The organism is Streptomyces sp. NPDC017676 (genome assembly GCF_044329325.1).
Lineage (GTDB): Bacteria > Actinomycetota > Actinomycetes > Streptomycetales > Streptomycetaceae > Streptomyces.
Genome location: NZ_JBIRJA010000015.1, coordinates 151,043 through 174,636, shown reverse-complemented (window position 1 = coordinate 174,636; position 23,594 = coordinate 151,043). Strand labels below are relative to the sequence as shown.

At 72.8% G+C, this 23,594-nt stretch carries 20 protein-coding genes and 1 tRNA gene; 7 read left to right on the top strand and 14 right to left on the bottom strand.

The window, feature by feature from the left end; genetic code table 11:
* The first annotated feature begins 33 nt into the window (after positions 1–33).
* Positions 34–1,440: a glutamate decarboxylase gene (locus tag ACH4LD_RS30160; RefSeq protein ID WP_132789989.1), complete on the top strand. Its 1,407-nt coding sequence runs from the start codon at positions 34–36 to the stop codon at positions 1,438–1,440.
* Between the two features lie 336 nt (positions 1,441–1,776).
* Here the strand turns inward: ACH4LD_RS30160 and ACH4LD_RS30155 are convergent, their stop codons facing one another.
* The 4 genes from ACH4LD_RS30155 to ACH4LD_RS30140 form a co-directional block, all read right to left on the bottom strand.
* Positions 1,777–2,418: a PadR family transcriptional regulator gene (locus ACH4LD_RS30155; protein ID WP_398054621.1), complete on the bottom strand. Its 642-nt coding sequence runs from the start codon at positions 2,416–2,418 to the stop codon at positions 1,777–1,779.
* 24 nt (positions 2,419–2,442) lie between these two features.
* On the bottom strand, positions 2,443–2,991 hold the full coding sequence (locus ACH4LD_RS30150) for a DinB family protein (RefSeq protein WP_398054622.1): 549 nt from the start codon (positions 2,989–2,991) through the stop codon (positions 2,443–2,445).
* Positions 2,992–3,161: 170 nt separating this feature from the next.
* Positions 3,162–4,622, bottom strand: coding sequence for an aldehyde dehydrogenase family protein (locus tag ACH4LD_RS30145; RefSeq protein ID WP_398054623.1), 1,461 nt, complete (start codon positions 4,620–4,622; stop codon positions 3,162–3,164).
* A gap of 87 nt (positions 4,623–4,709) precedes the next feature.
* Positions 4,710–5,534: a helix-turn-helix transcriptional regulator gene (locus ACH4LD_RS30140; RefSeq protein ID WP_103814811.1), complete on the bottom strand. Its 825-nt coding sequence runs from the start codon at positions 5,532–5,534 to the stop codon at positions 4,710–4,712.
* A 344-nt stretch (positions 5,535–5,878) separates the two neighbouring features.
* On the opposite strand from ACH4LD_RS30140, the gene ACH4LD_RS30135 reads away from it, so the two are divergent.
* A complete protein-coding gene (locus tag ACH4LD_RS30135) occupies positions 5,879–6,373 on the top strand; it encodes an ATP-binding protein (protein ID WP_398054624.1) in 495 nt (164 codons plus the stop codon).
* A gap of 110 nt (positions 6,374–6,483) precedes the next feature.
* Here ACH4LD_RS30135 and ACH4LD_RS30130 read toward each other — a convergent pair whose 3' ends face one another.
* The 4 genes from ACH4LD_RS30130 to ACH4LD_RS30115 all read right to left on the bottom strand — a co-directional run bounded on the left by ACH4LD_RS30130 (position 6,484) and on the right by ACH4LD_RS30115 (position 8,100).
* Positions 6,484–6,753, bottom strand: coding sequence for a DUF397 domain-containing protein (locus ACH4LD_RS30130; RefSeq protein ID WP_030651389.1), 270 nt, complete (start codon positions 6,751–6,753; stop codon positions 6,484–6,486).
* Between the two features lie 147 nt (positions 6,754–6,900).
* Entirely contained in the window at positions 6,901–7,374 is a 474-nt protein-coding gene (locus ACH4LD_RS30125; protein ID WP_398054625.1) for an SRPBCC domain-containing protein, read from the bottom strand.
* Entirely contained in the window at positions 7,371–7,718 is a 348-nt protein-coding gene (locus tag ACH4LD_RS30120; protein WP_030981882.1) for a helix-turn-helix transcriptional regulator, read from the bottom strand. Before ACH4LD_RS30120 ends, ACH4LD_RS30125 begins: the two co-directional genes overlap by 4 nt.
* Before the next feature lie 7 nt (positions 7,719–7,725).
* Positions 7,726–8,100 (bottom strand): VOC family protein, encoded by a 375-nt coding sequence (locus ACH4LD_RS30115; RefSeq protein WP_132790001.1) that lies wholly within the window; start codon positions 8,098–8,100, stop codon positions 7,726–7,728.
* A 511-nt stretch (positions 8,101–8,611) separates the two neighbouring features.
* Here ACH4LD_RS30115 and ACH4LD_RS30110 point away from each other — a divergent pair.
* Both ACH4LD_RS30110 and ACH4LD_RS30105 read left to right on the top strand, forming a co-directional pair.
* Complete coding sequence (locus ACH4LD_RS30110) at positions 8,612–9,124, top strand: hypothetical protein (RefSeq protein ID WP_398054626.1); 513 nt, start codon at positions 8,612–8,614, stop codon at positions 9,122–9,124.
* A 133-nt stretch (positions 9,125–9,257) separates the two neighbouring features.
* Positions 9,258–9,773, top strand: a complete 516-nt coding sequence (locus ACH4LD_RS30105; protein ID WP_398054627.1) for a DUF4232 domain-containing protein — start codon at positions 9,258–9,260, stop codon at positions 9,771–9,773.
* 364 nt (positions 9,774–10,137) lie between these two features.
* Here ACH4LD_RS30105 and ACH4LD_RS30100 read toward each other — a convergent pair whose 3' ends face one another.
* Entirely contained in the window at positions 10,138–11,247 is a 1,110-nt protein-coding gene (locus ACH4LD_RS30100) for a DUF2786 domain-containing protein (protein WP_398054628.1), read from the bottom strand.
* Positions 11,248–11,406: 159 nt separating this feature from the next.
* On the opposite strand from ACH4LD_RS30100, the gene ACH4LD_RS30095 reads away from it, so the two are divergent.
* Complete coding sequence (locus tag ACH4LD_RS30095) at positions 11,407–12,186, top strand: Clp protease N-terminal domain-containing protein (protein WP_398054629.1); 780 nt, start codon at positions 11,407–11,409, stop codon at positions 12,184–12,186.
* 58 nt (positions 12,187–12,244) lie between these two features.
* Complete coding sequence (locus ACH4LD_RS30090; protein WP_398054630.1) at positions 12,245–13,933, top strand: bifunctional 3'-5' exonuclease/DNA polymerase; 1,689 nt, start codon at positions 12,245–12,247, stop codon at positions 13,931–13,933.
* Between the two features lie 28 nt (positions 13,934–13,961).
* Here the strand turns inward: ACH4LD_RS30090 and ACH4LD_RS30085 are convergent, their stop codons facing one another.
* Positions 13,962–17,648 carry a BTAD domain-containing putative transcriptional regulator gene (locus tag ACH4LD_RS30085; protein ID WP_398054631.1) on the bottom strand — a complete coding sequence of 1,229 codons (3,687 nt, stop codon included), beginning with the start codon at positions 17,646–17,648 and terminating at the stop codon, positions 13,962–13,964.
* Positions 17,649–18,209: 561 nt separating this feature from the next.
* Positions 18,210–19,103, bottom strand: a complete 894-nt coding sequence (locus ACH4LD_RS30080) for a glycosyltransferase family 2 protein (protein WP_398054632.1) — start codon at positions 19,101–19,103, stop codon at positions 18,210–18,212.
* A gap of 459 nt (positions 19,104–19,562) precedes the next feature.
* Here ACH4LD_RS30080 and ACH4LD_RS30075 point away from each other — a divergent pair, with 459 nt between their 5' ends.
* The gene (locus ACH4LD_RS30075) at positions 19,563–20,348 is read left to right on the top strand and encodes a PP2C family protein-serine/threonine phosphatase (protein ID WP_398054633.1); all 786 of its coding nucleotides are present in this window, start codon (positions 19,563–19,565) and stop codon (positions 20,346–20,348) included.
* Between the two features lie 39 nt (positions 20,349–20,387).
* Here ACH4LD_RS30075 and ACH4LD_RS30070 read toward each other — a convergent pair.
* The 3 genes from ACH4LD_RS30070 to ACH4LD_RS30060 all read right to left on the bottom strand — a co-directional run bounded on the left by ACH4LD_RS30070 (position 20,388) and on the right by ACH4LD_RS30060 (position 23,552).
* A tRNA-Thr gene (locus ACH4LD_RS30070) sits at positions 20,388–20,461 on the bottom strand.
* A 108-nt stretch (positions 20,462–20,569) separates the two neighbouring features.
* Complete coding sequence (locus tag ACH4LD_RS30065) at positions 20,570–22,183, bottom strand: alpha/beta hydrolase (protein ID WP_398054634.1); 1,614 nt, start codon at positions 22,181–22,183, stop codon at positions 20,570–20,572.
* A 163-nt stretch (positions 22,184–22,346) separates the two neighbouring features.
* The gene (locus ACH4LD_RS30060; RefSeq protein ID WP_398054635.1) at positions 22,347–23,552 is read right to left on the bottom strand and encodes a DNA polymerase III subunit delta'; all 1,206 of its coding nucleotides are present in this window, start codon (positions 23,550–23,552) and stop codon (positions 22,347–22,349) included.
* Positions 23,553–23,594: the final 42 nt, after the last annotated feature.

Sequence of the window (23,594 nt, the reverse complement as noted above, 5' to 3'; positions counted from 1 at the left end):
TCCTCACACCGGTTTCCTTGGAGGCACATCCCGATGGCCCTGCACAGAGGTCCCGAGAAGCACGAGCAGCGGACGATGTCGGTCAACCCGTTCTTCGGGGAGGCCAACCCCGTCGGCGGTATGACCGAGGCCCCGCCCACGCACCGGCTCCCGGACACCCCGCTGCCGCCGTCCACGGCGTACCAGCTGGTGCATGACGAGCTGATGCTCGACGGCAACTCCCGCCTGAACCTGGCCACCTTCGTCACCACCTGGATGGAGCCGCAGGCCGGGGTGCTGATGGGCGAGTGCCGGGACAAGAACATGATCGACAAGGACGAGTACCCGCGCACGGCCGAACTGGAGCGGCGCTGCGTGGCGATGCTCGCGGACCTGTGGAACGCGCCGGACCCGTCGGCGGCCGTCGGCTGTTCGACGACCGGGTCGAGCGAGGCGTGCATGCTCGCCGGGATGGCGCTCAAGCGGCGCTGGACGAAGCGGAACGCCGACCGCTATCCGGGCGCCCGGCCCAATCTGGTCATGGGCGTCAACGTCCAGGTGTGCTGGGAGAAGTTCTGCAACTTCTGGGAGGTGGAGGCCCGGCTGGTCCCGATGGAGGGCGACCGCTTCCATCTGGACCCGCAGGCCGCCGTCGAGCTGTGCGACGAGAACACCATCGGGGTCGTCGGCATCCTCGGCTCGACCTTCGACGGCTCCTACGAACCGGTCGCCGACCTGTGCGCGGCCCTCGACGCCCTCCAGGAGCGCACCGGACTCGACATCCCGGTGCACGTGGACGGCGCGTCCGGCGGGATGGTGGCACCCTTCCTGGACGAGGACCTGGTGTGGGACTTCCGCCTGCCGCGCGTGGCGTCGATCAACACCTCCGGCCACAAGTACGGCCTGGTCTACCCCGGCGTCGGCTGGGCACTGTGGCGGGACAAGGAGGCGCTGCCCGAGGAGCTGGTCTTCCGGGTGAACTACCTGGGCGGGGACATGCCGACCTTCGCGCTGAACTTCTCCCGGCCCGGCGCCCAGGTGGTGGCGCAGTACTACACGTTCCTGCGGCTGGGCCGGGAGGGCTACCGGGCGGTGCAGCAGTCGACGCGGGACGTGGCGACCTCGCTCGCCTCCCGGATCGAGGCGCTCGGCGACTTCCGGCTGCTCACGCGCGGGGACCAGCTCCCCGTGTTCGCGCTGACCACCGCCGACCACGTCACCTCGTACGACGTCTTCGACGTCTCCCGGCGGCTGCGCGAGGGCGGCTGGCTGGTGCCCGCCTACACCTTCCCGGCGAACCGTGAGGACCTGTCCGTGCTGCGGATCGTGTGCCGCAACGGCTTCTCGCACGACCTGGCCGACCTGTTCCTGGACGACCTGGCCCGCCTGCTGCCGGAGCTGCGCCGGCAGCCGCACCCCCTGACCCGCGACAAGGAGGCGGCCACGGGCTTCCACCACTAGGGACTGTCGAGCGGCGGGAACAGGCCCTGCCGTCCGGGCCGGACCGGCCGTGAGGGGCGGTGCCGTCGGGCCGGTCCGAGCGGGGTCCGGTGCGTGCGGCCGCGAGGCGGAGGCGGAGTCGACGCGATGGGCCCCCGCGCACATCAGCCGAGCGCGGGGGCCGGCAACCGACGACGCGGCAGACGGCCGCGCTGGGGCCCGCGGCGGCGGGACGATCAGACGACAGGGTCCGGCGGCCCAGGCGCGGGAGCGTCCGCCCAGCCGGCGGGAAGAACACCGCCGGCAGGGCGAGCGGCCGCAGGACGGCCGGCCAGAGCCGCACCGGCCGCGGGGGCCTCAGCGGTCGTCCTCCGGATGCCGCTCCCCCGTCGCGTACGGGTTCTCCTGCCCCTCGGTCAGCACGCCCACGAACGGCTCGCCCTCCCCCGCGAAGGTGTACGCGCCCGCCTCCAGGCGGTCGATGAGCCCCTGGGTCCAGGCCGCGTCGGAGTCGGCCGTGTGGACCCAGAGGTTCATGATCTCCCCGATGTGGCCGAGCTGCTCCGGGCCGTCCTCGGGGACGTAGTGCTCGGTGACGGCGGTCCGCCACCGGACGATCCGGCGGATCCGCTCCCGCAGCAACTCCAGGGCCTCGGCACGGGGCAGTTCGACCAGGAAGCCGATCGCCGCGGACTGGACGTCCATCTTCTGGTCGTAGGCGACCAGGGACTCGCGCAGCAGCCGGAAGAACTCGTCCTCGCCCCGCTCCGTGATCTCGTACTCCACCCGCGGCGGCCCGCCGGCCGTGGACGGCGCGATCTCGTGCGCGTGCAGCAGTCCTTGCTTGGCCATCTGCTTCAGGGCGTGGTAGATCGACCCCGGCTTGGCGTGGGACCACTCGTGCGCGCCCCAGTACTCCAGGTCGTTGCGGACCTGGTAGCCATGGGCCCGCCCGTGCTGGCGGACCGCGCCCAGCACGAGAAGACGGATCGCTGACATGGGGTCCAGGTTAGGACCCCCCGATCACCCCCAGGACCCGCCCCGCTCCAGCGCCACCAGCTCGAACGCGGTCTTCCCGTCCAGGGACTCACGGATGATGTCGGCGTGGCCGGCGTGCCGGGCCGTCTCGCGGATCAGGTGCAGACACAGCCAGCGCAGCGACACCCGGCCCTCCGGCGGGAACCAGGGGTCGGGCGGCAGCGGGAAGGTGTCGTCCAGGCTGGGCGCGGAGCGGATGAACTTCTCCGTCTCGGCGGCCACCTGCTCCCAGTACGCCAGCTGCGAGGCGACCGTCTCGTGGACGGCCAGCTGGAAGGTCTCGTGCCAGTTCGACTCGTCGCGCCGGATCGCCGGCGGCTCCTGCTTCGCCCGGGCGATCCAGCTCTGCTCCGTCTCGGCGACGTGCTTGAGCAGACCGCCCAGGGACAGCTCGCTGGCGCTGGGGCGGGTGCGGGCCTGCTCCTCGGTCAGCCCGAGCAGTGCCCGGCGGATGCCTCCGCGCTGTTCCTCGATGAACGCGAGCAGTGCCCCGCGCTCGTCGCCCTTCGCCTCCGCCGCAACGTGCGTGACCATGGCGTGCCGCCTTTCGTCGGACCGGTTCGCCGGGGGCCGTTCCCTCCCGACACCGAAGACGCTACGGGCCGTTGCGGTCAGGGGCTGTCCGCAATGGCCCGCGCACCGGAAGGACTCCGGAGAAGTCGGCTGCGGGACGACGGCAGGGGCCCGGGACGACGAGGGCGCGACTAGAACGGGAACGCGCTGCGCCCGTGCTGCACCGAGATCCACTTGACGGTGGTGAACGCCTCCAGCGTGGTCTCGCCGTTGAGACGGCCGAGGCCGGAGTGCTTCTCGCCGCCGAAGGGCACGATCGGCTCGTCGTGGACCGTGCCGTCGTTCACGTGGAACATGCCGGTGTCGATCCGCTTGGCGAAGGCCACGCCCCGCTCGATGTCGGCCGTGTGGACGGCGCCGCTGAGGCCGTACGGGGTGTCGTTGACGATCCGGACCGCCTCCTCCTCGCCGTCGAACGTGAGGAGGAAGACGACCGGGCCGAAGACCTCCTGCCGGAGCAGTGGAGAGCCGGCCGGGACGCCGGTCAGCACGGTCGGCTCGACCAGGTTGTTGGTCGTGCTGCCGCGTACGAGGGCGGTGGCGCCCTCGGCGAGCGCCTGCTCCACGGTGCCGGAGACGGCGTTCGCCTGCGCGGAGTTGATCACCGGGCCGATCACGGTCTCCGGGTCGCGGGGGTCGCCGACCTTGAGGGTGCGGACCTTGGCGACGAACTTCTCGGTGAACTCCTCGGCCACGGACGCGTCCACGAGGACCCGGTTGGCGGCCATGCAGACCTGGCCCTGGTGCACGAACCGGCTGAAGACCGCCGCGTCCACCGCGTAGTCGAGGTCGGCGTCGTCCAGCACGACCAGCGCGCTGTTGCCGCCCAGTTCGAGGACCGCGCGCTTGAAGTGCCTGGCGCAGACGGTGGCGACGTGCCGGCCGACCTTGTCCGAACCGGTGAAGGAGATGACCTTCGGGACGGGGTGCTCAAGGAACGCGTCACCGATCTCGGCGATGTCGGTGACCACGACGTTGAGCAGGCCGCCGGGCAGCCCGGCGTCCTCGAAGATCTTCGCGAGCAGGGTGCCGCCGGCGATCGGGGTGTTCTGGTGCGGCTTGAGCACCACGGCGTTGCCCAGCGCGAGGGCCGGCGCGACCGACTTCAGCGACAGCAGGAACGGGAAGTTGAAGGGGCTGATGACGCCCACGACGCCGACCGGCACGCGGTAGACGCGGTTCTCCTTGCCCTCGCCCGGGGAGGGCAGGATCCGGCCCTCGGGGCGCAGTGCGAGGTGGACCGACTCGCGCAGGAACTCCTTGGCCAGGTGCAGCTCGAAGCCCGCCTTGACGCGCGTGCCGCCCAGCTCCGCGATGATCAGGTCGGCTATCTCCTGCTCGCGGTCCTCTATCAGCCTGAGGGCCCGCTCGAAGACCGCGCGCCGGGTGTAGGGGTTGGTCTCGGCCCACTTCTTCTGGGCGCGGGCGGCGGCCTGGTAGGCCTCGTCCACCTCGTCGACCGTGGCCACCGTGATCGAGGCCAGCTTCTCGTCGTCGTATGGGTTGAAGTCGATGACGTCCCAGGAGCCGGTGCCCGGCCGCCACTCGCCGTCGATGTACTGCTGGGCCAGGTCGGTGAAGTAGGACGACATGTGATCCCTCAATCGCTAGCGGCCACAGATCTACGCCGGGTCTGATCGCACGTCATCCTACTTGCGGGTCAAGTAAGTTGGGGCTCGTCAGGACAGTTGCAGCAGACCGCGCAGGAGGTCGCGGCTCTCGTCCGGGCCGGGGCTGTCCTGCTGGAGTTCCTTCAGGGCCTGCTCGTACTGGGCGACGTCCTCGCGCTTGTCCAGGTAGAGGGCGCTGGTCAGCTGCTCCAGGTAGACCACGTCGGACAGGTCGGACTCGGGGAAGCTGAGGATGGTGAAGGCGCCGCTCTCGCCGGAGTGCCCGCCGAGGCTGAACGGCATGACCTGGAGCCGTACGTTGGGCCGCTCGGAGATGTCGATCAGGTGCTGGAGCTGGCCGCGCATCACCTCGCGGTCCCCGTAGGGGCGGCGCAGGGCGGCCTCGTCCAGGACGATGTGGAACTCGGGGGCGTTGTCGGCGAGCAGGTACTTCTGCCGCTCCAGGCGCAGCGCGACCCGGCGCTCGACGTCGGCGACGCTCGCGCCCTTCATGCCGCGCCGGACCACCGCGCGGGCGTACTCCTCGGTCTGCAGCAGACCGTGCACGAACTGCACCTCGTAGGCACGGATCAGCGAGGCGGCGCCCTCCAGGCCCACATAGGTGGGGAACCAGCTCGGCAGGACGTCGGTGTAACTGTGCCACCAGCCCGCCACGTTGGCCTCCCGGGCGAGGGAGAGCAGCGACTCGCGCTCCGCCTCGTCCGTGATGCCGTACAGCGTGAGCAGGTCCTCGACGTCCCTCGTCTTGAAGCTCACCCGGCCCAGCTCCATCCGGCTGATCTTCGACTCCGAGGCGCGGATCGAGTACCCCGCCGCCTCACGCGTGATCCCCCGCGCTTCCCGCAGTCGCCTCAGTTGCGAGCCGAGCAGCATCCGCCGCACCACCGATCCGGGCTCTCCCGCGCTCACTTTCGCCAGCCTCCCCAACCGTCTTCAGGGGCCGAAGTCTGCCACTAAAACACTTCGAGCAGTACTCGTCCGGTTACGGAAACGGAAAGAGTCCGCCCGTTTCCACCGGGTGCGGGCCGGGAAGAGGTCCGGACCTCTGGCGGGAACGTCGGGAAGATGGCAGAAAAAATGGCCAAGAAGCGGTACGGGCGGTGCCATTTCGGTCGCGTGCACGTGCATCTGCCCTTGCATCTGCTGTGCGCATCCGAAACCATGGTGCCGCGCCACCGCTGCATCGCAACGACCGCGAATTCCCGGGAGTGCCTCGCATGGGGACGAATGGATCGACCATGCTCAAGCCGTTACGGCAGGGCCTTCCGCCGCTGGATCCCGCGGCCGTGTCCGATGCCGCCTCCTGCGCCCTGCCCGCCCGGTTCGAGGCGGTGCGCGAGGCCCGGCGCTTCACCCGGTGCACCCTGGAGCAGTGGGACGTCGGTGACCGCTTCGACGACATCTGTCTCGTCGTCTCCGAACTCGTCACCAACGCGCTGCGCCACGCGGTGCCGGCCGCGCCGCGCGGCGGCGAGGACCACCCGTCCGTGCGGCTGCACCTGATGCGCTGGACCGAGCGGCTGGTGTGCGCGGTGCGCGACCCGAGCCACGAGAGTCCGGCCCCGCGGGACTCGGACGACTTCTCGGCCGAGTCGGGCCGTGGGCTGTTCCTGGTCGACTCCTTCGCCGACAGCTGGGGCTGGCACCCGCTCGCGGGCACGCTCGACGGCAAGGTGGTCTGGGCGCTGTTCCGACTGCGCACGGCGGGCTGATCCGGTACGGCACCGGCGGGCGCACGGGTTCTACGCGCGTCCACCGGTCCCCGTCGGCCCGCCCCGCCGACATCGTTGCCAGCGGCGCGGCGCGAGCGGACGGCCCGGCGTCAGCTCGCTATCAGATGGTCGAACTCGCCGTCCTTGACGCCCAGGAGCATCGCCTCGATCTCCGCGCGCGTGTAGACGAGCGCCGGCCCGTCCGGGAAGCGCGAGTTGCGTACGGCGACCTCACCGCCCGGCAGCCGCGCGAACTCCACGCAGGAGCCCTGCGAGTTGCTGTGCCTGCTCTTCTGCCAGGCCACTCCGTCCAGCTGCGTGGCAGCCATGCCGTTGTACACGTCGTACCCCCCGTACACGCCGTCAACGTCGCGGTCCACAGGTCGCTCCCCGAGTGGTGCACTGGCTGGTGAGGCCATAGATGCTGTAGTCAACTGACCCGGATCATAGCTCTGTTCACGTGCAGATGCATGAGCAAATGCACGTGCACGAGGAGTGGTGCCACGGTTACAGTCTTGACGTCCGCTTTACCGAAGCCGTTCCAGCGTCTGCCCCAGAGCAGGCAGGACATGTCCCTTCCAGCCCCCGCCCATGATCTTCCGCGCCATCAGCTGGGCAGGGTCGTCCGGATCGAACCCCTCGTGCACTAGGAAGAGACGCGTACCGCGCCCCTCATGTTCCAGCGTCCAGGTGATCGTCCAGTCGGCCGGGTTGGCCGGATCGGCATCCGCCCAGCGGAGGGACAGCATCCGCTCGGTGTCGTAGGCCAGCACCTCCACCTCTACGACACCCGAGAAGCGGGCGTTGGGACGGGGGACGGAGGTCATCCGGTACCGGTGGCCGACCCGGAGACGGAAGTCCTCGGCGCCGGGCATCTGCCAGCGGGCCAGCAGGTCGGGGTCGGTCAGCGCCCGCCAGACCTTGGCGGGAGGGTGCGGGAAGAACTGGTCGACGCGGATCGTGGTGAGGTCGTCCGCGTCAGGTCCGGGTTCTGAACTCATGACTGCTCATCGTCGGGCATGCGGTCGAGGAGATCACCGAGGCCCTTCAGCCGCTCGCGCCAGAACCGCTCGTACGGATGGAGCCAGTCCTGCACATCGGCGAGCGGAGCCGCCTCCAGGCGGTAGATGCGCTGCCGTCCGGAGCGCTGCTCGGAGACGAGACCGGCCTCCCGGAGCACCTTGAGGTGTTCCGAGAGGCTCGGGCGGCGCATGTCGAAGTGGTCGGCCAGGGCCTGTACGGGCTGCGGCCCGCGCTCGCGCAGCAGCCGCAGCACCTCGCGGCGGGTGGCGTTGGCGAGCGCGGCGAAGACGCGGTCCTCGGCGGCGGTACCCGTCCCGTTCATCGAGCGGTCAGAAGCCTTCCTTCTCCGTCAGCAGCATCAGACCGTTGCCGTCGGGGTCGGTGAAGGAGGCCATCCGCCCCCAGGGGACGTCGTCCGGCCCCTGTACCCGGGCGCCGGCCGCGGCCAGCCGCGCGCAGTCGGCGTCGACATCGGTCGTGACCAACATGATCCCCCGCGCGGATCCGGGCTCAAAGCCGCCCATCCCCGGACCGGAGAGCGTGAAGACGGTCTGCGCACCCCTGGGGGCGACCTGGAGCCAGCGCCCCTGCGGCATGTCCCGGTCGGCGGTGACCTCGAAGCCGAGGACGTCGCGGTAGAAGCGCAGGGCGCGGTCCTGGTCGGCGACGGGGAGGGTGACGAAGGAGGCGTGCGTGATGTTCATGCCGCCGACCATAGGTAGGCAGTTCCCTACTGGTCAAGCGTAGGGAAGTTCCTACGCATCGGCTCGGTGCCCGGCACACAGCGGCAGCGCCCCTCCTTCTCGCGCGCCGAGACGCGATCCACCGGCCCTCCGGCCCAGGCCGGACGGCCGGCGACGCGGCGCGGCGGGGACGGCCGGCGGCGCGGCGGGAACCGGCCGGGCGGTTCCTCTCCCAGGAGTGGCCGCCCGTGCTCCTCCCCGCAGACGCGCGTTCACGAGCGCCCGGAAGGCTGGGTCCCGGCGGCACGCCGGGGGCGCCGGCGCCCTCGCGTCCGCCACCGTGACCAGGCCGGCGGCCGCCCGCGCGGCTGTCTGCGCGGCTGTCTGCGCGCCTTCGGCCTGTTCCGGGCCGGCCCGGGAGAGTCCGGGGATTCCCGCCCGGCGTACGGAAGTCCGCCTGGTCACTGCTGGTAGCTTGCGCTGCGGGCCGTCCGGCGAGGGCGGCCGGCCGCTATCGCTGAGGGAGCTTCCGGTGACTACTGCGACTGCGAGAGTGCGGGCGACCGCGCGGGTGCGGGGCGCGGCCCTGGCCGCGGGGCTGGCGGGCGCGCTGGCGCTCACGGCGTGCAGCGGCGGCGGCTCCGGGAACGAGGACCGCGCCTCGGCGTCGCCCTCGACGCACACGACCGCGGCCCCGTCGCCGGGCGGGGACTCCCCCACCGGTGCCTCCGCCAAGCTCCAGGGCAGCTGGATCACCACCGCCGACGGCAAGGTCGTGGCCCTGGTGGTCACCGGGAAGAAGGCCGGGATCTTCGCGACCGGCGGGACCGTGTGCAGCGGGACGGCGGGCGCCGAGGACGGCATGCAGATGATCCATCTGACCTGCGCCGGCGGGGACAAGGGCCGCACCACCGGCATGGTCGACTCGGTGAACGGTACGACGCTGAAGGTGACCTGGTCGGGCAAGGCCGGCCAGGAGACGTACACCAAGGCCGAGGGCGGGAAGCTGCCGTCGGGACTGCCGACGGCGCCGGTGCCGCGGTGAGGACGCCCTCGCGGCCTTCGAAGCCGTTGAGCACCATCTGAAGTGGTGAATCGGACCGGGGTGCGTGATGGCGCCCCGGCCGCAGGGGCCATGATGCGGGGGAGACCGTCACCACCTCGATGGGAACCTGCTCATGCGCGCCATTCCGCTCACCGTCACCGCTCTCGCCGCCGCCCTGCTGCTGACCGCCTGCAACGACAGCGGTGGGGACAAGAACGGCAAGAGCGGCTCCGCCTGCGAGATCGGCGGAGTCTCGCTGGAGATCGGGGCGGCGAGCGTGGCCCCGGCCGCCGGGGACACCGGCGAGATCCCGGTCAGCATCACCAACCAGAGCGCCCCCTGCACCCTGGACGACTTCCCGGACGTCGTCCTGACCGGGGGCGGTTCCAAGGCCCAAGTGCCCGTGCTCAAGGGCGCGAAGGCCCAGAAGCTGAAGCTCGCCAAGGGCGACTCCGCGTCCTTCTCGATCAGTTACGTACGCGGCGAGGAGGGCGCCGAGAACGCCCTGACCGCGCAGACCGTGAAGATCACCCTGCCCGGCTCGGACACCAGCCGCACCTTCCCGTGGAAGTACGGCCCGGTCGCGGGCAAGGCCACCGGAAACGGCCCGGACGCGTCCGTGAGCGCTTTCCAGCAGGTGGGGGACTGAGGGGGCGGGACGGTAGGGGGCGACTGGCGAGCGGGGCGACTAGCGCGCGGGTCGGCGGGCGCGCCGGGAGGGTCGGCGAGCGCGCCGGGCGCGTCGTCGAGTGCGCCGGGCGGCGACTGGGCGGGGGGCGGCCGGAAGGCGGCACGGGAGCAAGGCCGGCGACCGTGCGCGGCGGACAGCGACTTGGCCGGACGGCCCGGCATTGGCGACCGGGACGGTCAGCGCGGGTGCAGCGTTGACCGCCGGGCCGGTCGGCGCGGGTGCGGCGTCGGCGGGCGGGCCGGTCAGCGCGGGTGCAGCGTTGACCGCCGGGCCGGTCGGCGCGGGTGCGGCGTCGGCGGGCGGGCCGGTCGGCGGCTGGCCGTCATCCCAGGCGCGGGCGGTTTCTGACCTGGGCGCGGTCCGCCGCGCGTGCGCCCTCCGTCCAGCCCGCCGCGTCGCTGACCCCGCGCAGCCGGGTCGTCGTGGTCTCCGGGAACATGCGCTCCAGCCGCCCGGTGACGGCCGTCTCGCGTGTGGCCAGCACCGGCAGCAGGTCCCGCGTCACCTGGGTCTCGGCGGCGGCCGCGAGCCGGTCGCCCACGCGGTGCGCGTAGGCCGCGAGGAAGGACTGCCGAAAGGTCTTGGTCCGCTTGCGCCCGCCGGCTCTCTGGGCGGCCTCCGCCTTCGTCATCGCGTGCGTGGCCTGCACCAGCAGCGAGGTGTAGAGCAGCTCGACCGCCTCCAGGTCCCCCTCGAAGCCGACGACCGTCGAGAAGCCGAGCGGTTCGTTCCACACCGCGCGGCAGTGGTTCGCCGTGGCCACCGCGTCCAGCAGGACCGCCTTGGCCTGTTCGTACGGCGGCTCGACCCCGATGCGGCAGGCGCCGGGCGCGTCCGGCGCGGGCGCCTCGGCGGCGAGCAGCGCCTCGTCGACGCTGTGCCGGGCCATCAGCTCCTGCGCTTTGGCGCTGAGCGCCTCGGCCTCCTCCGGAAAGCCGGTGGCCTCGGCCTTGGCGAGCAGCGCGCGGATACGGGTGAGCATGCGGGCGGCGGCCGGACCGGGGGCGCGCCGCGGCTCCTCCTCCAGGGGCTCCAGGGCGGGCAGGCGCAGCAGCAGGCGGTACAGCTCCAGGACCGCCGTGGCGTGCGAGAAGCGGTCAGCGGTGCGTTCCGGGCCGGCGGGCAGTGCCGTGAGCTGGCCGTCCCAGCGGCGCCCGCGCGGGCGGTCCCGCCCGGCCTGCGCCCGGATCAGCGCGGCGGCCAGGCGGACGTGCCCGTCGTCCAGCTCGCGCCGCACCAGCCGTACGACATCGGCGGGCTGCCAGCCGCGCTGCCAGGCCCCGGCCACGAAGTCCTCGCCGCGGCGCGTGAGTTCGGCGTCGGCGCCCGGGTCGGCGGCGAGCAGGGAGGCGCCCGTGTCGAGGCCGGTGTCGGTGTCGTCGTAGAGGGCGGCCCGGAAGGCCCGTTCGACGGTGCTGGCAGTGCTGGTCACGCTGTCGATCGTGCCATGCCCCACCGACAGTGCACGGACGTTGTCCACAGGCTGTGGACAACGTCCGGAACAGGTCGAGGGAGAGGGGTCACGGAGGAGCGGCAGTGAAATGTCAACCATCGGTTGACAGTCCCGTGTGCGCAACCTACGGTTGACACTATGGCGACCAACCCGAACATCACGGCATCCGTGCGCCTCGACGACCTCATCGAGGCGATCAAGAAGGTTCACAGCGAACCCCTCGACCAGCTCCAGGACGCGGTGATCGCCGCCGATCACCTCGGTGACGTTGCCGACCACCTGATCGGGCACTTCGTCGACCAGGCCCGCCGCTCGGGCGCCTCCTGGACCGACATCGGGCGCAGCATGGGCGTCACCCGGCAGGCGGCGCAGAAGCGGTTCGTGCCCAAGGAGTCCACCGACCTCGACCTCAGCCAGGGCTTCAGCCGCTACACCCCCCGCGCGCGGCAGGTGGTGATGGCCGCGCACAACGAGGCGGTGGCCGCCCGCAACGCCGAGGGCCGCCCCGAGCACCTGCTCCTCGGGCTGCTGGCCGAGCCCGAGGGCCTGGCCGCGAAGGCGATCACCGCGCAGGGCGTCCCGCTGGACGCCGTACGCCAGGCCGCCACCGCCGTGCTCGCACCCGCCTCGGACGACGTCCCCGACCTCGTCCCCTACGGCCCCGAGGCCAAGAAGGTCCTGGAACTCACCTTCCGTGAGGCCCTCCGGCTCGGCCACAACTACGTCGGCACCGAGCACCTCCTGCTCGCCCTGCTGGAGCACGAGAACGGCCAGGGCGTCCTCAGCGGCCTCGGCATCACCAAGGCGGCCACCGAGGAGTACGTCGACAAGGTGCTGTCGCTGCTGCTGGAACAGAAGAAGGGGGCGGCCGCGGCAGCCGAGTCGGCGACCGGGGCCGCGGAGACCGATCAGGACTGACGCGGGCCGTCTGCGCAGGCCGGGGCCATTGTCAGACCCCCCTGCCACACTCGCAGTCATGACCGACCGGTGGGCGCTCGCACCGGCCGAGGACGAAGGCGTGGACGTCGCCCCCCTCGGCCCGGACGGGCTGCCCGCCGGACCGGTGCGGCGGGAGAGCGATCTCGCCGCGGCGGTGCGGAGCCGCCCGGAGGTGACGCGCTGGGTGTGGCGGTCGACCCCCGAGGTCTACCCGCGACTGCTCGCCACGGGGGTGCGAGTGGAGCGGTGCTACGACATCGAGGATGCCGAGACCCTCCTGCTGGGCCACGAGGGGCGGTACGGCGAGCCACGCTCGGCCGCCGCAGCCCTGGCCCGCCTCCGCGGCGGCCCCGTCCCACCCGACCCGCCGCAGCGGGCGGCCGATCCCAGCGCCCAGTCCCCGCTCTTCGAGCCCATCGGCAGCCGCCTGCCCCTGCCGGACCTGCTCGCGGTCTACGCCGACCAGGTACGGCGGCACGAGAAGACCGCCCACCCCGACCGCATGCGGCTGCTGACCGCCGCCGAGTCGGCCGGGATGCTGGTCGCCGCCGAGATGAACCACGCGGGCCTTCCCTGGAGCGCCGAGGTCCACCGCGAGCTGCTGCACGACCTGCTCGGCGAGCGCTACGCGGGCGGCGGCGAGCCGCGCCGCCTCGCCGAGCTGGCCGACCAGGTGTCCGCCGCCTTCGGCCGCAGGGTGCGGCCCGATCTGCCCACCGATGTGATCAAGGCCTTCGCGCAGGCCGGGATCAAGGTGAGGTCCACCCGCCGCTGGGAGATCCAGTCCGTCGACCACCCGGCCGTCGAGCCCCTGCTGGAGTACAAGAAGCTGTACCGCATCTGGGTGGCCCACGGCTGGTCCTGGCTCCAGGACTGGGTGCGCGACGGCCGCTTCCGCCCCGAGTTCCTGGCCGGCGGCACGGTCACCGGGCGCTGGGTGACCAACGGCGGGGGCGCGCTGCAGATCCCCAAGGTGATCCGCCGGGCCGTCGTCGCCGACCCCGGCTGGCGGCTGGTGGTGGCCGACGCCGACCAGATGGAGCCGCGCGTGCTGGCCGCCATCTCCCGCGACCCCGGCCTGATGGAGGTCGCCGGCCGGGAGAGCGACCTCTACCAGTCCGTCTCCGACCGCGCCTTCTCCGGCGACCGCAGCCAGGCCAAACTCGCCGTGCTCGGCGCGATCTACGGCCAGACCTCCGGGGACGGCCTGAAGAACCTCGCCGCGCTCCGCCGCCGCTTCCCCCGGGCCGTCGCCTACGTCGACGAGGCGGCCCGCGCGGGCGAGGAGGGCCGGCTGGTGCGCACCTGGCTGGGCCGCACCTGTCCCCCGGCCGCCCGTGCGGGTGAGGACGCGGCGGAGGAGGCGGGCATCCCCGTCGGCGAGGAGGAACCGGAAGGCCAGACCGGCTGGGGCCCCGGTTACACGTCGACCGACTCCCGCGCGCGGGGCCGCTTCGCACGGAACTTCGTCGTCCAGGGCAGCGCCGCCGACTGGGCCCTGCTGCTGCTCGCCGCGCTGCGCCGGGCCTGTGCGGAGCTGAAGGCCGAGCTGGTCTTCTTCCAGCACGACGAGGTGATCGTGCACTGCCCCGCCGAGGAGGCCGACGCCGTCGTCCAGGCCATCCGCGAGTCCGCCGCCCTCGCCGGCCGGCTGACCTTCGGCGACACACCGGTGCGGTTCCCGTTCACGACGGCGGTGGTGCGGTGCTACGCCGACGCCAAATAGCGCCCGTCACCTCGTGGTGCCCAGCGGCTCACACCCCGGCCGAGCCGCTCAACAGCTCCCGCAACTCCGCGAGGATCGCCTGCTCGTCGGTGCCGTCCAGCGCCTCGTGGGCCGCGCGCCAGGCGTCGTACGCCTCTGCCCGTCGCCCCCGCTCGCGCAGCAGGAACCCGTGCTGGTGCAGGGCCAGCCCGCCCATGTACCGGTCGGCGCGGGCGTCGGCCCGGCGCAGCAGCTCGGCGCACTCGTCCGCCGCTCGATCGGTCTGCCCCAGCCGCCGCAGCGCGCGGACCAGACCGAGCCGGGTCTGGGACTCACCGTGCCAGTCGCCATGTCCGCCGAGGATGCGCAGGCTCTCCTCGAAGTGCCGTGCGGCGGCGGCCGGTTCGCCGAGGGTGAGGTGGGCGTACCCGATGTTGCAGTGCGCCGAGTGCTGCACGATGACGGCGCCGATCTCGTCCCCGATGGCCAGCGAGCGCCGGTGCTGCTCGATGGCGGCGCGCGGGTCGGTGTGCTCGTAGAGGTTGCCCAGGTGGCTGCGGGTGACGGCCTCGCCGTAGGGGTCGTTCAGCAGCCGCGAGTAGGCGAGGCTCTGCCGCAGCGCCTCCCCCGACTCCTCGAACCGCCCCAGCCCCTCCAGCAGCAGGCCACGGTTGTTCAGGCAGCGCCGGATCCGGGAGGCCCTGCCCAGCCGCCCCCAGATCTCCAGGGCCCGGTCGGTGAGGGCGAGGGCGTCGTTCTGCCGGCCGGTCAGGAAGTGCAGGCCCGCGAGGTCGCCCAACGCGTACGCCTCGGCCTCCGGGTCCCCGAGCCGTCGCGCGGCACCGAGCGCGGCCCGCCCCAGCACCTCCATCTCGGCGACCCGGCCGCTGCGCTGCACATAGGGGAACAGCAGCCGTACGAGCGTGGAGAGAGGGGCGGCCGTGCACGGATCGTCGGTGTCGGCGTTGCGTTCCACGAGCGTGACCACGTTCTCCAGCTCCAGCTCACCCCACGCGAACGCCTCCTCGGCCGACTCGAAGGGCGCCAGGGCCGCCACCTCCGCCGCGTGTCCCACCGGCTGCGCGGAGGTCGGCCGCCGCCGGTCGTCCTGATCGAGCCCGGGCTCCACGACCGCCGTCAGCACCCGCTCGGCCATGGCGGCGTACCAGCGGAGGGCAGCCAGGTCGGGGACGGTGGGGGCGTTGTGAGGGCGGGTGCGTCCGGGGACGGCGGGGGCGTCTTCCGGGCCGGGGGTGCGGTCGGGGACAGCGGTGCCAGCGGGGCTATCGGCGTGAGCGGTGTGTTCGGGGAGAGCGGTGCCTTCGGGGTGGACGGTGCTGCCGGGGCCATCGGGGCCGCCGTTGCCGGAGGCGGCGGGGGGCTTCTTGGAGGGCATGCCCCCGGCTGATGCGGGAACCGGGCCGTGTGCATCCGTCCCTGCCGCGTCGGCGGCCGGGTTCGTGGCGGGCCCCGGGACGGTGTCGGCGAGTTCTCGGGCGAAGTCGCGGACCAGGTCGTGGGGCACGTAGCGGCCGTACGCCGTCTCCTCCAGGAGGGCGACGTCGACCAGGCGGTCCAGGGCGGCCTCGGCACGGCGCTCGTCCGTGCCGGTGAGGCGCGCGATCAGCGGGGCACCGTAGGTGGGCAGGTCGAGCGCGCCGATGTGACGCAGGGCGAGGGCCGCGTCCCGGTCGGCCTCGCGCTCTGCGGCGGCGAGCGCGTCGTGGGCGACGGCCAGGGAGCGGCGGACGCTCAGGTCGTCGTACTCCAGGTGCCGCAACCGCCCGCCGGTCTCGGCGAGTTGGCCGGCCAGCACGTCCGGGGTCAGGGCGCGGCGGGCCGCGAGCCGGGCGGCGACCACGCGCAGCGCCAGCGGGAGCCGGCCGGTCAGCTCGACCAGCGCGTGGCCGGCGTCGAGTCCCGCACGCCCGCTCACCGCGCGCAGCAGGGCCGCGCTGTCCTCGCCGGTCAGCGGGGAGAGCGGGAAGCGACGGGCGCCGTCGAGCGCGGTGAGCGGTGAGCGGCTGGTGACGATCACCGCGCAGCCGGGCCCGGCCGGCAGCAGGGGCCGTACCTGGGCCGCGTTCGCCGCGTCGTCCAGCACCAGCAGGATGCGCGCCGGCGCGAGCAGTGAACGGAGCAACGCGGCGGCCGCATCCGGGTGTTCCGGGATGTTCCGGGGTGCGGCACCGAGGTCGCGCAGCAGCGCGGCGAGCGCCTGCGTGGCGGTGAGCGGGGTCATGCCGGGGGTGGCGCCGTGCAGGTTGACGTAGAGCTGACCGTCGGTGAAACGTTCCCTCAACTCATGGGCCACGTGCAGGGCCAGCGCGCTCTTGCCGACGCCGGCCATACCGCTGACCACCGCGACGGCGGGGGCCGGAGCGGACGGCTCCGTCAGCGTGCGGCGCAGCTCGCGGCGCACGTGGGCACGGCCGGTGAAGTGGGCCGGCGGGGCGGGGAGCTGGGCCGGACGGGGGGTCTGCCGTACGGCGGCTCCGTCGTCCTCCCTTGAGGACGCGGAGGCCGTGGGAGGCGCGGCGGACGCCTGGGACGGCGCGGACGCGGAACCACCCAGGGTGCCGGCGGGGGTGCCGGAGGCGGTACCCGTGCCGAAACCGGGACCGGTACCCGTGCCGCTGGGGGTGCCGGTACCCGTGCGGTCGCCGTTGCCCTTGCCGTCGCCCTCACCGGCGGCCGAGTCGCCCTCCCGACGCGGCTGTCCGCCCTGCCCGGCCGGCTGCGAGGAGCCGCCGTACTCCGTCGTGTCCCGCCGCCGCTCCCCACCGATTCCCCGCAGCACCTCGACATGCGCCTCGCGGACCGCCGGGCCGGGTTCGATGCCGAGTTCCTCGACCAGGCGCGCACGCAGATCACGGTGGACGGCGAGGGCCTCGGCCTGGCGGCCGGTGCGGTGCAGGGCGAGCATCAGCTGACGGTGGTACGCCTCACGCAGCGGATGTTCGGCGACCAGGGCCGCCAGTTCGGGGACGAGCGCGGCCAAGCGGGCGCCGCCGAGGGCGAGTTCGGCGTCGTAGCGCAGCTCCAGCAGGAGCAGCCGCGCCTCGCTCAGGCGCTGCACGAGGGCGTAGCCGCCGATGTCGGCGGGGAGTCCGCTGAGCGGCGTGCCGCGCCACAGCGCGAGCGCGGCGGCGCAGGCGCGGACGACGCCCGGCCAGTCGCGCCGGGCGTGTGCGGCGCGCGCCTCGGCGACCCGGGCGTCGAAGACGTGCACGTCCAGTTCGCCGTGGTCGACCCGCAGCACATAGCCCGGCGGTACGGCCCTGAGCCGTTCGGGGTCGTCCAGGAGCCGGCGCAGCCGGGTGACGTGGTTGTGCAGGGAAGCCTGCGCGGAGACGGGCGGCGCGCCGCCCCACAACGCGTCCTTCAGCGCCTCGACCGACACGACCCGGCCGGGCTCCAGGAGCAGCGCGGCGAGCAGGGCGCGGACCTTGGGGCTGCCGATGGCTCGGACGCCGTTGTCGGGGGCGTCGTGGCCGGCCTTCTCGGCGGGACGATGAGAGCTGGGGGGACCGCAGGGTCCGGGCGCGCCATCGGAGGATTCGGGTGCGGCGCCAGCGGCTCCGGGTGCGGCACCGGCCGAGGTGTCGGCTCCGAGAGAGGTGCCGGGAGTCTCTGGAGAGGTGGTGCAGGAGCTGTCGTACGACATCCCGTACGGCGGTCGGTCGTAGAGGACCGGCGGTCCCAGCAGTCCGAAGTGCAGTTCGCACCGCCGCATCACGCCGCTCCACTGCCTTCCCGCGCGGTCGGCCCGACCGCGCTCCGCGGCGGATGTGTACCCGCCGTTGCCTGGCGGAATTCCGCCCTGTCCACAGCGGTTTCCCGCCACCTTCCTCTCGTCGGCCGACCGCCGGCCGTCCTACGGCCCCCCGCCCGTTCGGCAGTTGACGTCCGCCCACCCGAAGGGACGGTTCCCGCTGCCGCCGGAGGACTTCCGGCCAACCGCTCCGCGGTCCGCTGACGAACCGTTGGCCACATGTTAGCGATCCGTTGGCGCATCCTGATGTGATCATTCCATCGGATTCGGCCCGACGGCGCGCGCGTAGCACGCGTAACTCGGGGGAGTGTCGCCGCAGGCTGGGTCCGGGGACGACAAGGGCCCCGGCCGGCGGAGGTGAACGACCGGGGCCCCGTCCCGTTTCTCATCCCAGACTTCCCGGACTCCCCAGTCCCCTGACTCGCAGGCCGCTGACTTCTCAGGCCCCCCTGACTTCTCAGGCTTCTTGGCTTCTCCGGCCGCCTGATTTCTTGACGTCTTGACTTCTTGGGCTGCCCGGGCTCAGATCACCGGCGGGCGTCCCAGCCGGGTGAGCCTCCACACCGTCCGCCAGCGCATCGGCCGCCGCTCACCGGGCCGTTCCCGCAGTCCCTCCGTGAACCCGCCGAACCAGGCCCTGAGCCCCGCCGGGGAGCGGGTTCGGGCGAGGGTGAGGAGGGTCCACACCCCGAGGTGCACCGGGACGAGCGGCAACGGCAGCCGGCGCCGGACGAGCCAGACGCGGTTGCGGGCGTTGACCCGGTAGTAGATGGCGTGCCGGGCCGGTGAGGTCCTGGGGTGCTGGAGGAGCAGTTCGGGGGCGTACAGGATCTTCCAGCCGGCGTCGGCGGCTCGCCAGGCCAGGTCGGTCTCCTCGTGCGCGAAGAAGAACTCGGCGGGCCAGTCCCCGGTCTCGGTCAGCATGGCCATGCGCAGGGCGTGTCCCCCGCCGAGGAAACCGGTGACGTAGCCGCCGCGCAGCGGGTCCGACCTGCCGATCCTCGGCACATGCCGCTGCTGGGTCTCGCCCAGCTCGTCGGCGATGCGGAATCCGACGATGCCGAGGCGCGGATCGGCGGTGTACCGGTCGCGCACCCGGCGCAGCACGTCGGGGTCGACGAGCAGCCCGTCGTCGTCCAGCTCCACGACCACGTCGACGTCCCCGAACTCCCGCAGCCGCGCGAGGGCGACGTTCCGGCCACCCGGGCAGCCGAGGTTCTCCTCGACGTCGATGGTGGTGACCTCGCCCGGCAGGGAGAGCCGCCGGGCGAACTCGGGCAGCCGGCAGCCGTTGCCGACGATCACGATGCGGTCAGGGGCGAGGTCCTGCTTGGCCACGGACTCCAGCAGGGCGTCGACCTCGGCGGGCCGGTTGCCCATGGTCACCACGGCGACGGCGATCCTCGGCTCCGCCACGTCCCTCACCTCATCCGGCCGACAGCGGCACCGCGTCCCGACCGCGCGCTGCCCGCCCTTCACCAAGATGTTGCCTCAGGTCCGCGGGTTCACCGGACGCCCATTCACTTTGCCGCGTCTTTGATCCGGTTTTGTCGCTACGTTCCCCTCCGCGCTCCTTCCAGCTACGCCTTGAGACCGGCCCTTATAAGCCCGCTCGTTGAAGCCCCCGCGTCGTAGCCGAGCAGTTGGGGCCGAGCAGTTGGGGCCGAGCAGGTGGGACCAGGCAGTTGAGGCCGAGCTCTTGCGGCCGGCTCGTTGAGCAGGCGACCAGCGCGACGGCCACGGTCTGCCGGCACGGGCGCCGGGCGACGGCCGAGACGCGTCCGCTCCACTGTCCCCACACGATGGAAAGGGCCCGATCTGCCCGGACAGCTGGAGAAGTCCTTCAGCAACGACGACGTCCTGACCGCGCAGGGTGTGGCCGCGCGGGCGGCGGTCTCCATCGACAGCGGCCACCGGTACAGCCACGAGCACACGATGACGCTGGAACTCCAGCGCGCCCTGCTGTCCGAGCCCGACCGCCCCCACCCCACGGTCGAGGTGGCCATCCGCTACCTGCCCTCCGGCCGCAGCGCGCTCGTCGGCGGCGACTGGTACGACTCCATCGCCCTCCCGGACCGCCGCGCCCTGCTGGTCATGGGCGACGTGATGGGACACGGCTTCCAGGCCGCGGTCGCCATGAGCCAGTACCGCTCCGTCCTGCGCACCGTCGCCGCCGCCGGACTGCCCGTGGACGCCATGCTCACCGAGGCGGACCGCAGGGCGGCGCGCATCGGCCTCGACCGCGCGGCCACCTGCCTGCTGGTCCTCGTGGACACCGGGGCCGGCACCTGTACCGCGGCCACGGCCGGACACCTGCCGCCCCTCGTCATCCGCCCGGGCGGCGGCACCGGCCTGATGCACCTGCCGGCCGGCCCGCCCATCGGCACGGAACTCGGCGACTACGAGATGACAACGTTCGCATTCGAACCGGGCTCGGTGCTCCTGCTCTACACCGACGGCCTCGTGGAACAGCGGGGCGCGGACATCGACGACTCCGTACGCCGCCTCACCACCATGGCCCTGTCGCCCGACGACTCACTGGACCACCTGCTCGACACGCTCTTGACCCAGCTGACCAACGGCATGTGCGAGGACGACATCGCCCTCCTGGCCGCCCGCCTCCGCCCCGACGCCGTCCCACGAACCCCCTTTGACAACTGAAAGGCCAGGTCATGGGCGACATGACCTGGCCTCTCACCGAGCCGCTTTCGGGATTCGAACCCGAGACCTACGCATTACGAGTGCGTTGCTCTGGCCATCTGAGCTAAAGCGGCGTGCTGCCCGCACCATGGTGCGATCGGCAACGTCGGTAAGTCTACACAGTTTCCGGGGGTGCTTCGCACCCACCCCGGAGGGGGTGGTTCCGGGGTGGGTGGCAGGGGCTATGAGCAGCGCTTTCCGGGGGTCGGCGGGGTGCCACGGAGGAGGTAGGTGTCGATCGCCGTGTCGATGCAGGCGCTGCCCCGGCCGTACGCCGTGTGCCCGTCGCCGTCGTAGGTCAGCAGGCGGGACGAGGAGAGCTGGCGGGCCAGGGACCGGGCCCAGCGGTACGGGGTGGCCGGGTCGCGGACCGTGCCGACCACCACGATCGGCGCCGCCCCCTTCGCCTCGATGCGGTGCGGCCCACCCGTCGCCCGCACCGGCCAGTACGCGCAGTTCAGCGAGGCCCAGGCCAGGCTCGGGCCGAAGACCGGGGACGCCTTCTCGAACTCGGGCAGCGCCTTCTCGACGTCCCCGGGACCGGAGAAGGCCGGCGGCAGATCGAGGCAGTTCACCGCGGCGTTGGCCATCATCAGATTGCTGTAGTGGCCGTTCGCGTCCCGCTCGTAGTAGCTGTCGGCGAGGGACAGCAGGCCGCCGCCGTCGTTCTCCCTCATCGCCGAGGTCAGCGCCTCGCGCAGTCGCTCCCAGGACGACTCGTCGTACATCGACGCGATCACCCCGGTCGTGGCCAGTGACTCCCCCAGCTTGCGGCCGTCCGCGTCGCCCGCCGAAATCGGGTGGGCGTCGAGCTTGCGGAAGAACGCCTGCAAATTCGCGCCGACCCGCGCGGGCGTCGTGCCCTTCCCGCCGAGCGGGCAGTCGGAGTGCCGTACGCAGTCCTTCGCGAACGCCTGGAACGCCGTCTCGAAGCCCGCCGTCTGGTCCAGGTTCAGCCTGCGGGCGTCCACGGTCGGGTCCATCGCACCGTCCAGGACCATCCGGCCGACCCGCCGGGGGAACAGTCCGGCGTACGTCGCCCCGAGGAACGTGCCGTACGACGCCCCGACGTAGTTGAGCTTCCGGTCCCCGAGCACCGCCCGCAGGATGTCCATGTCCCGTGCCGCCTCGACGGTGGAGACGTGTCGCAGCAGCCGTGCCGAGCGGGCCCCGCAGCTCTCCGCGAACTTCCGGTCCGCCGCGACCAGCGCGTCCTGTTCCCGCTGGTCGTCGGGGGTCATGTCCGTCTGCGTGTACGCGTCCATCTGCCGCCCGTCGAGGCATTGGACGGGCTCGCTGCGGGCGACGCCCCGTGGGTCCATCGCGACCATGTCGTAGCGGGCCCGGACCTGAGCCGGGTAGCCGACGCCCGCGTACTGCTGGAGATACCCGACGGCCGAACCGCCCGGTCCTCCGGGGTTGACCAGCAGGGAGCCGAGCGGCTTGCCCTTGCCGGTGGCCTTCTTGCGGGCCACGGCGAGCCGGACGGTGCCCGCGTCGGGCCGGGCGTAGTCCAGCGGGGCCTTCATCGTCGCGCACTGGAACCCGGGCACACCGCAGTCGCGCCAGCTCAGCCGTTGGCCGTAGTACGGCGTCAGCGCCGACGGCGTCGCATACGGCAGCGCGGCCAGCGCCGCCTCCACCGTCCCGCCCGCGGACGATGTGGTCGAGCTCCCGGAGGAGCATGCGGACACGAGCAGTGCGGCGGCCGTGAGGAGGGTGGCCGTGAGGCGGGCCGTCGTCCGGGCGCGGGTGCCCCGGGTCCGGCGGGTGCGGGGGGATGGCCTGGTGTACATCCGGCGAGCCTAACGGTGTGCGACGGGTTGCGTGCGGAGCGTGTGGATTGTGGCTCGTACGAGGGACCTCGTCCGAGCGACACGGTGGCCTCCGTCCCTCCTCAGCCGGCCGCCTTCACGGGCTGGGCCCTGCCCGGCCGGTCGTCCTCTCGGGCTGGGCGCCTCACCCCGCGCGCAGCGCCATGGTCATCGCCTCCACCGCCAGCAGCGGAGCCACATTGCGGTCCAGGGCCTCGCGGCACGCGGCGATCGCCTCGATGCGGCGCAGGGTGGACTCCGGGGTGCCGGCTCGGGCCAGCCGCTCCAGGGCGTCCTCCGCGTCGGCGTTGGCGAGCGCCACGCGCGTGCCGAGTTGCAGGGCGAGGACGTCGCGGTAGAAGGCGGTGAGGTCGCCGAGGGCGACGTCCAGGCTGTCGCGCTGGGTACGGGTTCTGCGGCGCTTCTGCATGTCCTCCAGGTCCTTCATCACCCCCGCCGTGCCGCGCGGCATACGGCCGCCCTGGGCCGCGCCGAGCGCCGCCTTCAGTTCCTCGGTCTCCTTGCCGTCCATCTCCTCGGCGAGCTGCTTGGCGTCCTCGGCGGCGGCGTCGACCAGTTCCTGGGCGGCTCTCAGGCAGGCGCCGACCTCGTCCAGCCGCAGCGGGAGCTTCAGCACGGCGGCCCGGCGCTCACGGGCCGCCGGGTCGGTGGCCAGGCGGCGGGCCCGGTCGACGTGCCCCTGGGTGGCCCGGGCGGCGGACGCGGCGACCTCCGGCTCGATGCCGTCGCGCCGCATGAGCATGTCGGCGACCGCCTCGACGGACGGCGTGCGCAGGTTCAGGTGGCGGCAGCGGGAGCGGATGGTCGGCAGGACGTCCTCGATGGAGGGGGCGCACAGCAGCCAGACCGTGCGCGGGGCGGGTTCCTCCACCGCCTTGAGGACCGCGTTGGCCGACTTCTCGTTCAGCCGCTCGGCGTCCTCGACCAGGATGATCTGCCAGCGGCCGTTCGCCGGGGAGGTGAACGACTTGCGGACCGTGTCCCGCATGTCCTTGACCAGGATCTCGGAGCCGACCGCGGCGACCGTCGTGACGTCCGCGTGGGTGCCGAGCAGCGCGGTGTGGCAGCCGTCGCAGAAGCCGCAGCCGGGGGCGCCGCCGAGCGCGCGGTCGGGACTCACGCACTGCAGGGCGGCGGCGAAGGCCCTGGCCGCCTGGCTCCGGCCCGCGCCGGGCGGGCCGGTGAAGAGCCAGGCGTGGGTCATCTTCGACGTCTCGGGCAGCGGCTGGTCCGCCGCGGCGGCCGTGACGAGGGCGTCGGCGTCCCGCGCGGCGGCGTCCAGCACCGCGCTCACCTTCTCCTGCCCGACGAGGTCGTCCCACACGGTCATGGGTCACGCCGCCCTTCCGTCACACTCCGCGTTCCGGCATCC

Coding starts and splice junctions, on each gene's coding strand:
- ACH4LD_RS30160 (WP_132789989.1), top strand. CDS start 34: ATGGCCCTGCACAGAGGTCCCGAGAAGCACGAGCAGCGGACGATGTCG.
- ACH4LD_RS30155 (WP_398054621.1), bottom strand. CDS start 2,418: ATGTCAGCGATCCGTCTTCTCGTGCTGGGCGCGGTCCGCCAGCACGGG.
- ACH4LD_RS30150 (WP_398054622.1), bottom strand. CDS start 2,991: ATGGTCACGCACGTTGCGGCGGAGGCGAAGGGCGACGAGCGCGGGGCA.
- ACH4LD_RS30145 (WP_398054623.1), bottom strand. CDS start 4,622: ATGTCGTCCTACTTCACCGACCTGGCCCAGCAGTACATCGACGGCGAG.
- ACH4LD_RS30140 (WP_103814811.1), bottom strand. CDS start 5,534: ATGCTGCTCGGCTCGCAACTGAGGCGACTGCGGGAAGCGCGGGGGATC.
- ACH4LD_RS30135 (WP_398054624.1), top strand. CDS start 5,879: ATGGGGACGAATGGATCGACCATGCTCAAGCCGTTACGGCAGGGCCTT.
- ACH4LD_RS30125 (WP_398054625.1), bottom strand. CDS start 7,374: ATGAGTTCAGAACCCGGACCTGACGCGGACGACCTCACCACGATCCGC.
- ACH4LD_RS30120 (WP_030981882.1), bottom strand. CDS start 7,718: ATGAACGGGACGGGTACCGCCGCCGAGGACCGCGTCTTCGCCGCGCTC.
- ACH4LD_RS30115 (WP_132790001.1), bottom strand. CDS start 8,100: ATGAACATCACGCACGCCTCCTTCGTCACCCTCCCCGTCGCCGACCAG.
- ACH4LD_RS30105 (WP_398054627.1), top strand. CDS start 9,258: ATGCGCGCCATTCCGCTCACCGTCACCGCTCTCGCCGCCGCCCTGCTG.
- ACH4LD_RS30095 (WP_398054629.1), top strand. CDS start 11,407: ATGGCGACCAACCCGAACATCACGGCATCCGTGCGCCTCGACGACCTC.
- ACH4LD_RS30090 (WP_398054630.1), top strand. CDS start 12,245: ATGACCGACCGGTGGGCGCTCGCACCGGCCGAGGACGAAGGCGTGGAC.
- ACH4LD_RS30085 (WP_398054631.1), bottom strand. CDS start 17,648: ATGCGGCGGTGCGAACTGCACTTCGGACTGCTGGGACCGCCGGTCCTC.
- ACH4LD_RS30065 (WP_398054634.1), bottom strand. CDS start 22,183: ATGTACACCAGGCCATCCCCCCGCACCCGCCGGACCCGGGGCACCCGC.
- ACH4LD_RS30060 (WP_398054635.1), bottom strand. CDS start 23,552: ATGACCGTGTGGGACGACCTCGTCGGGCAGGAGAAGGTGAGCGCGGTG.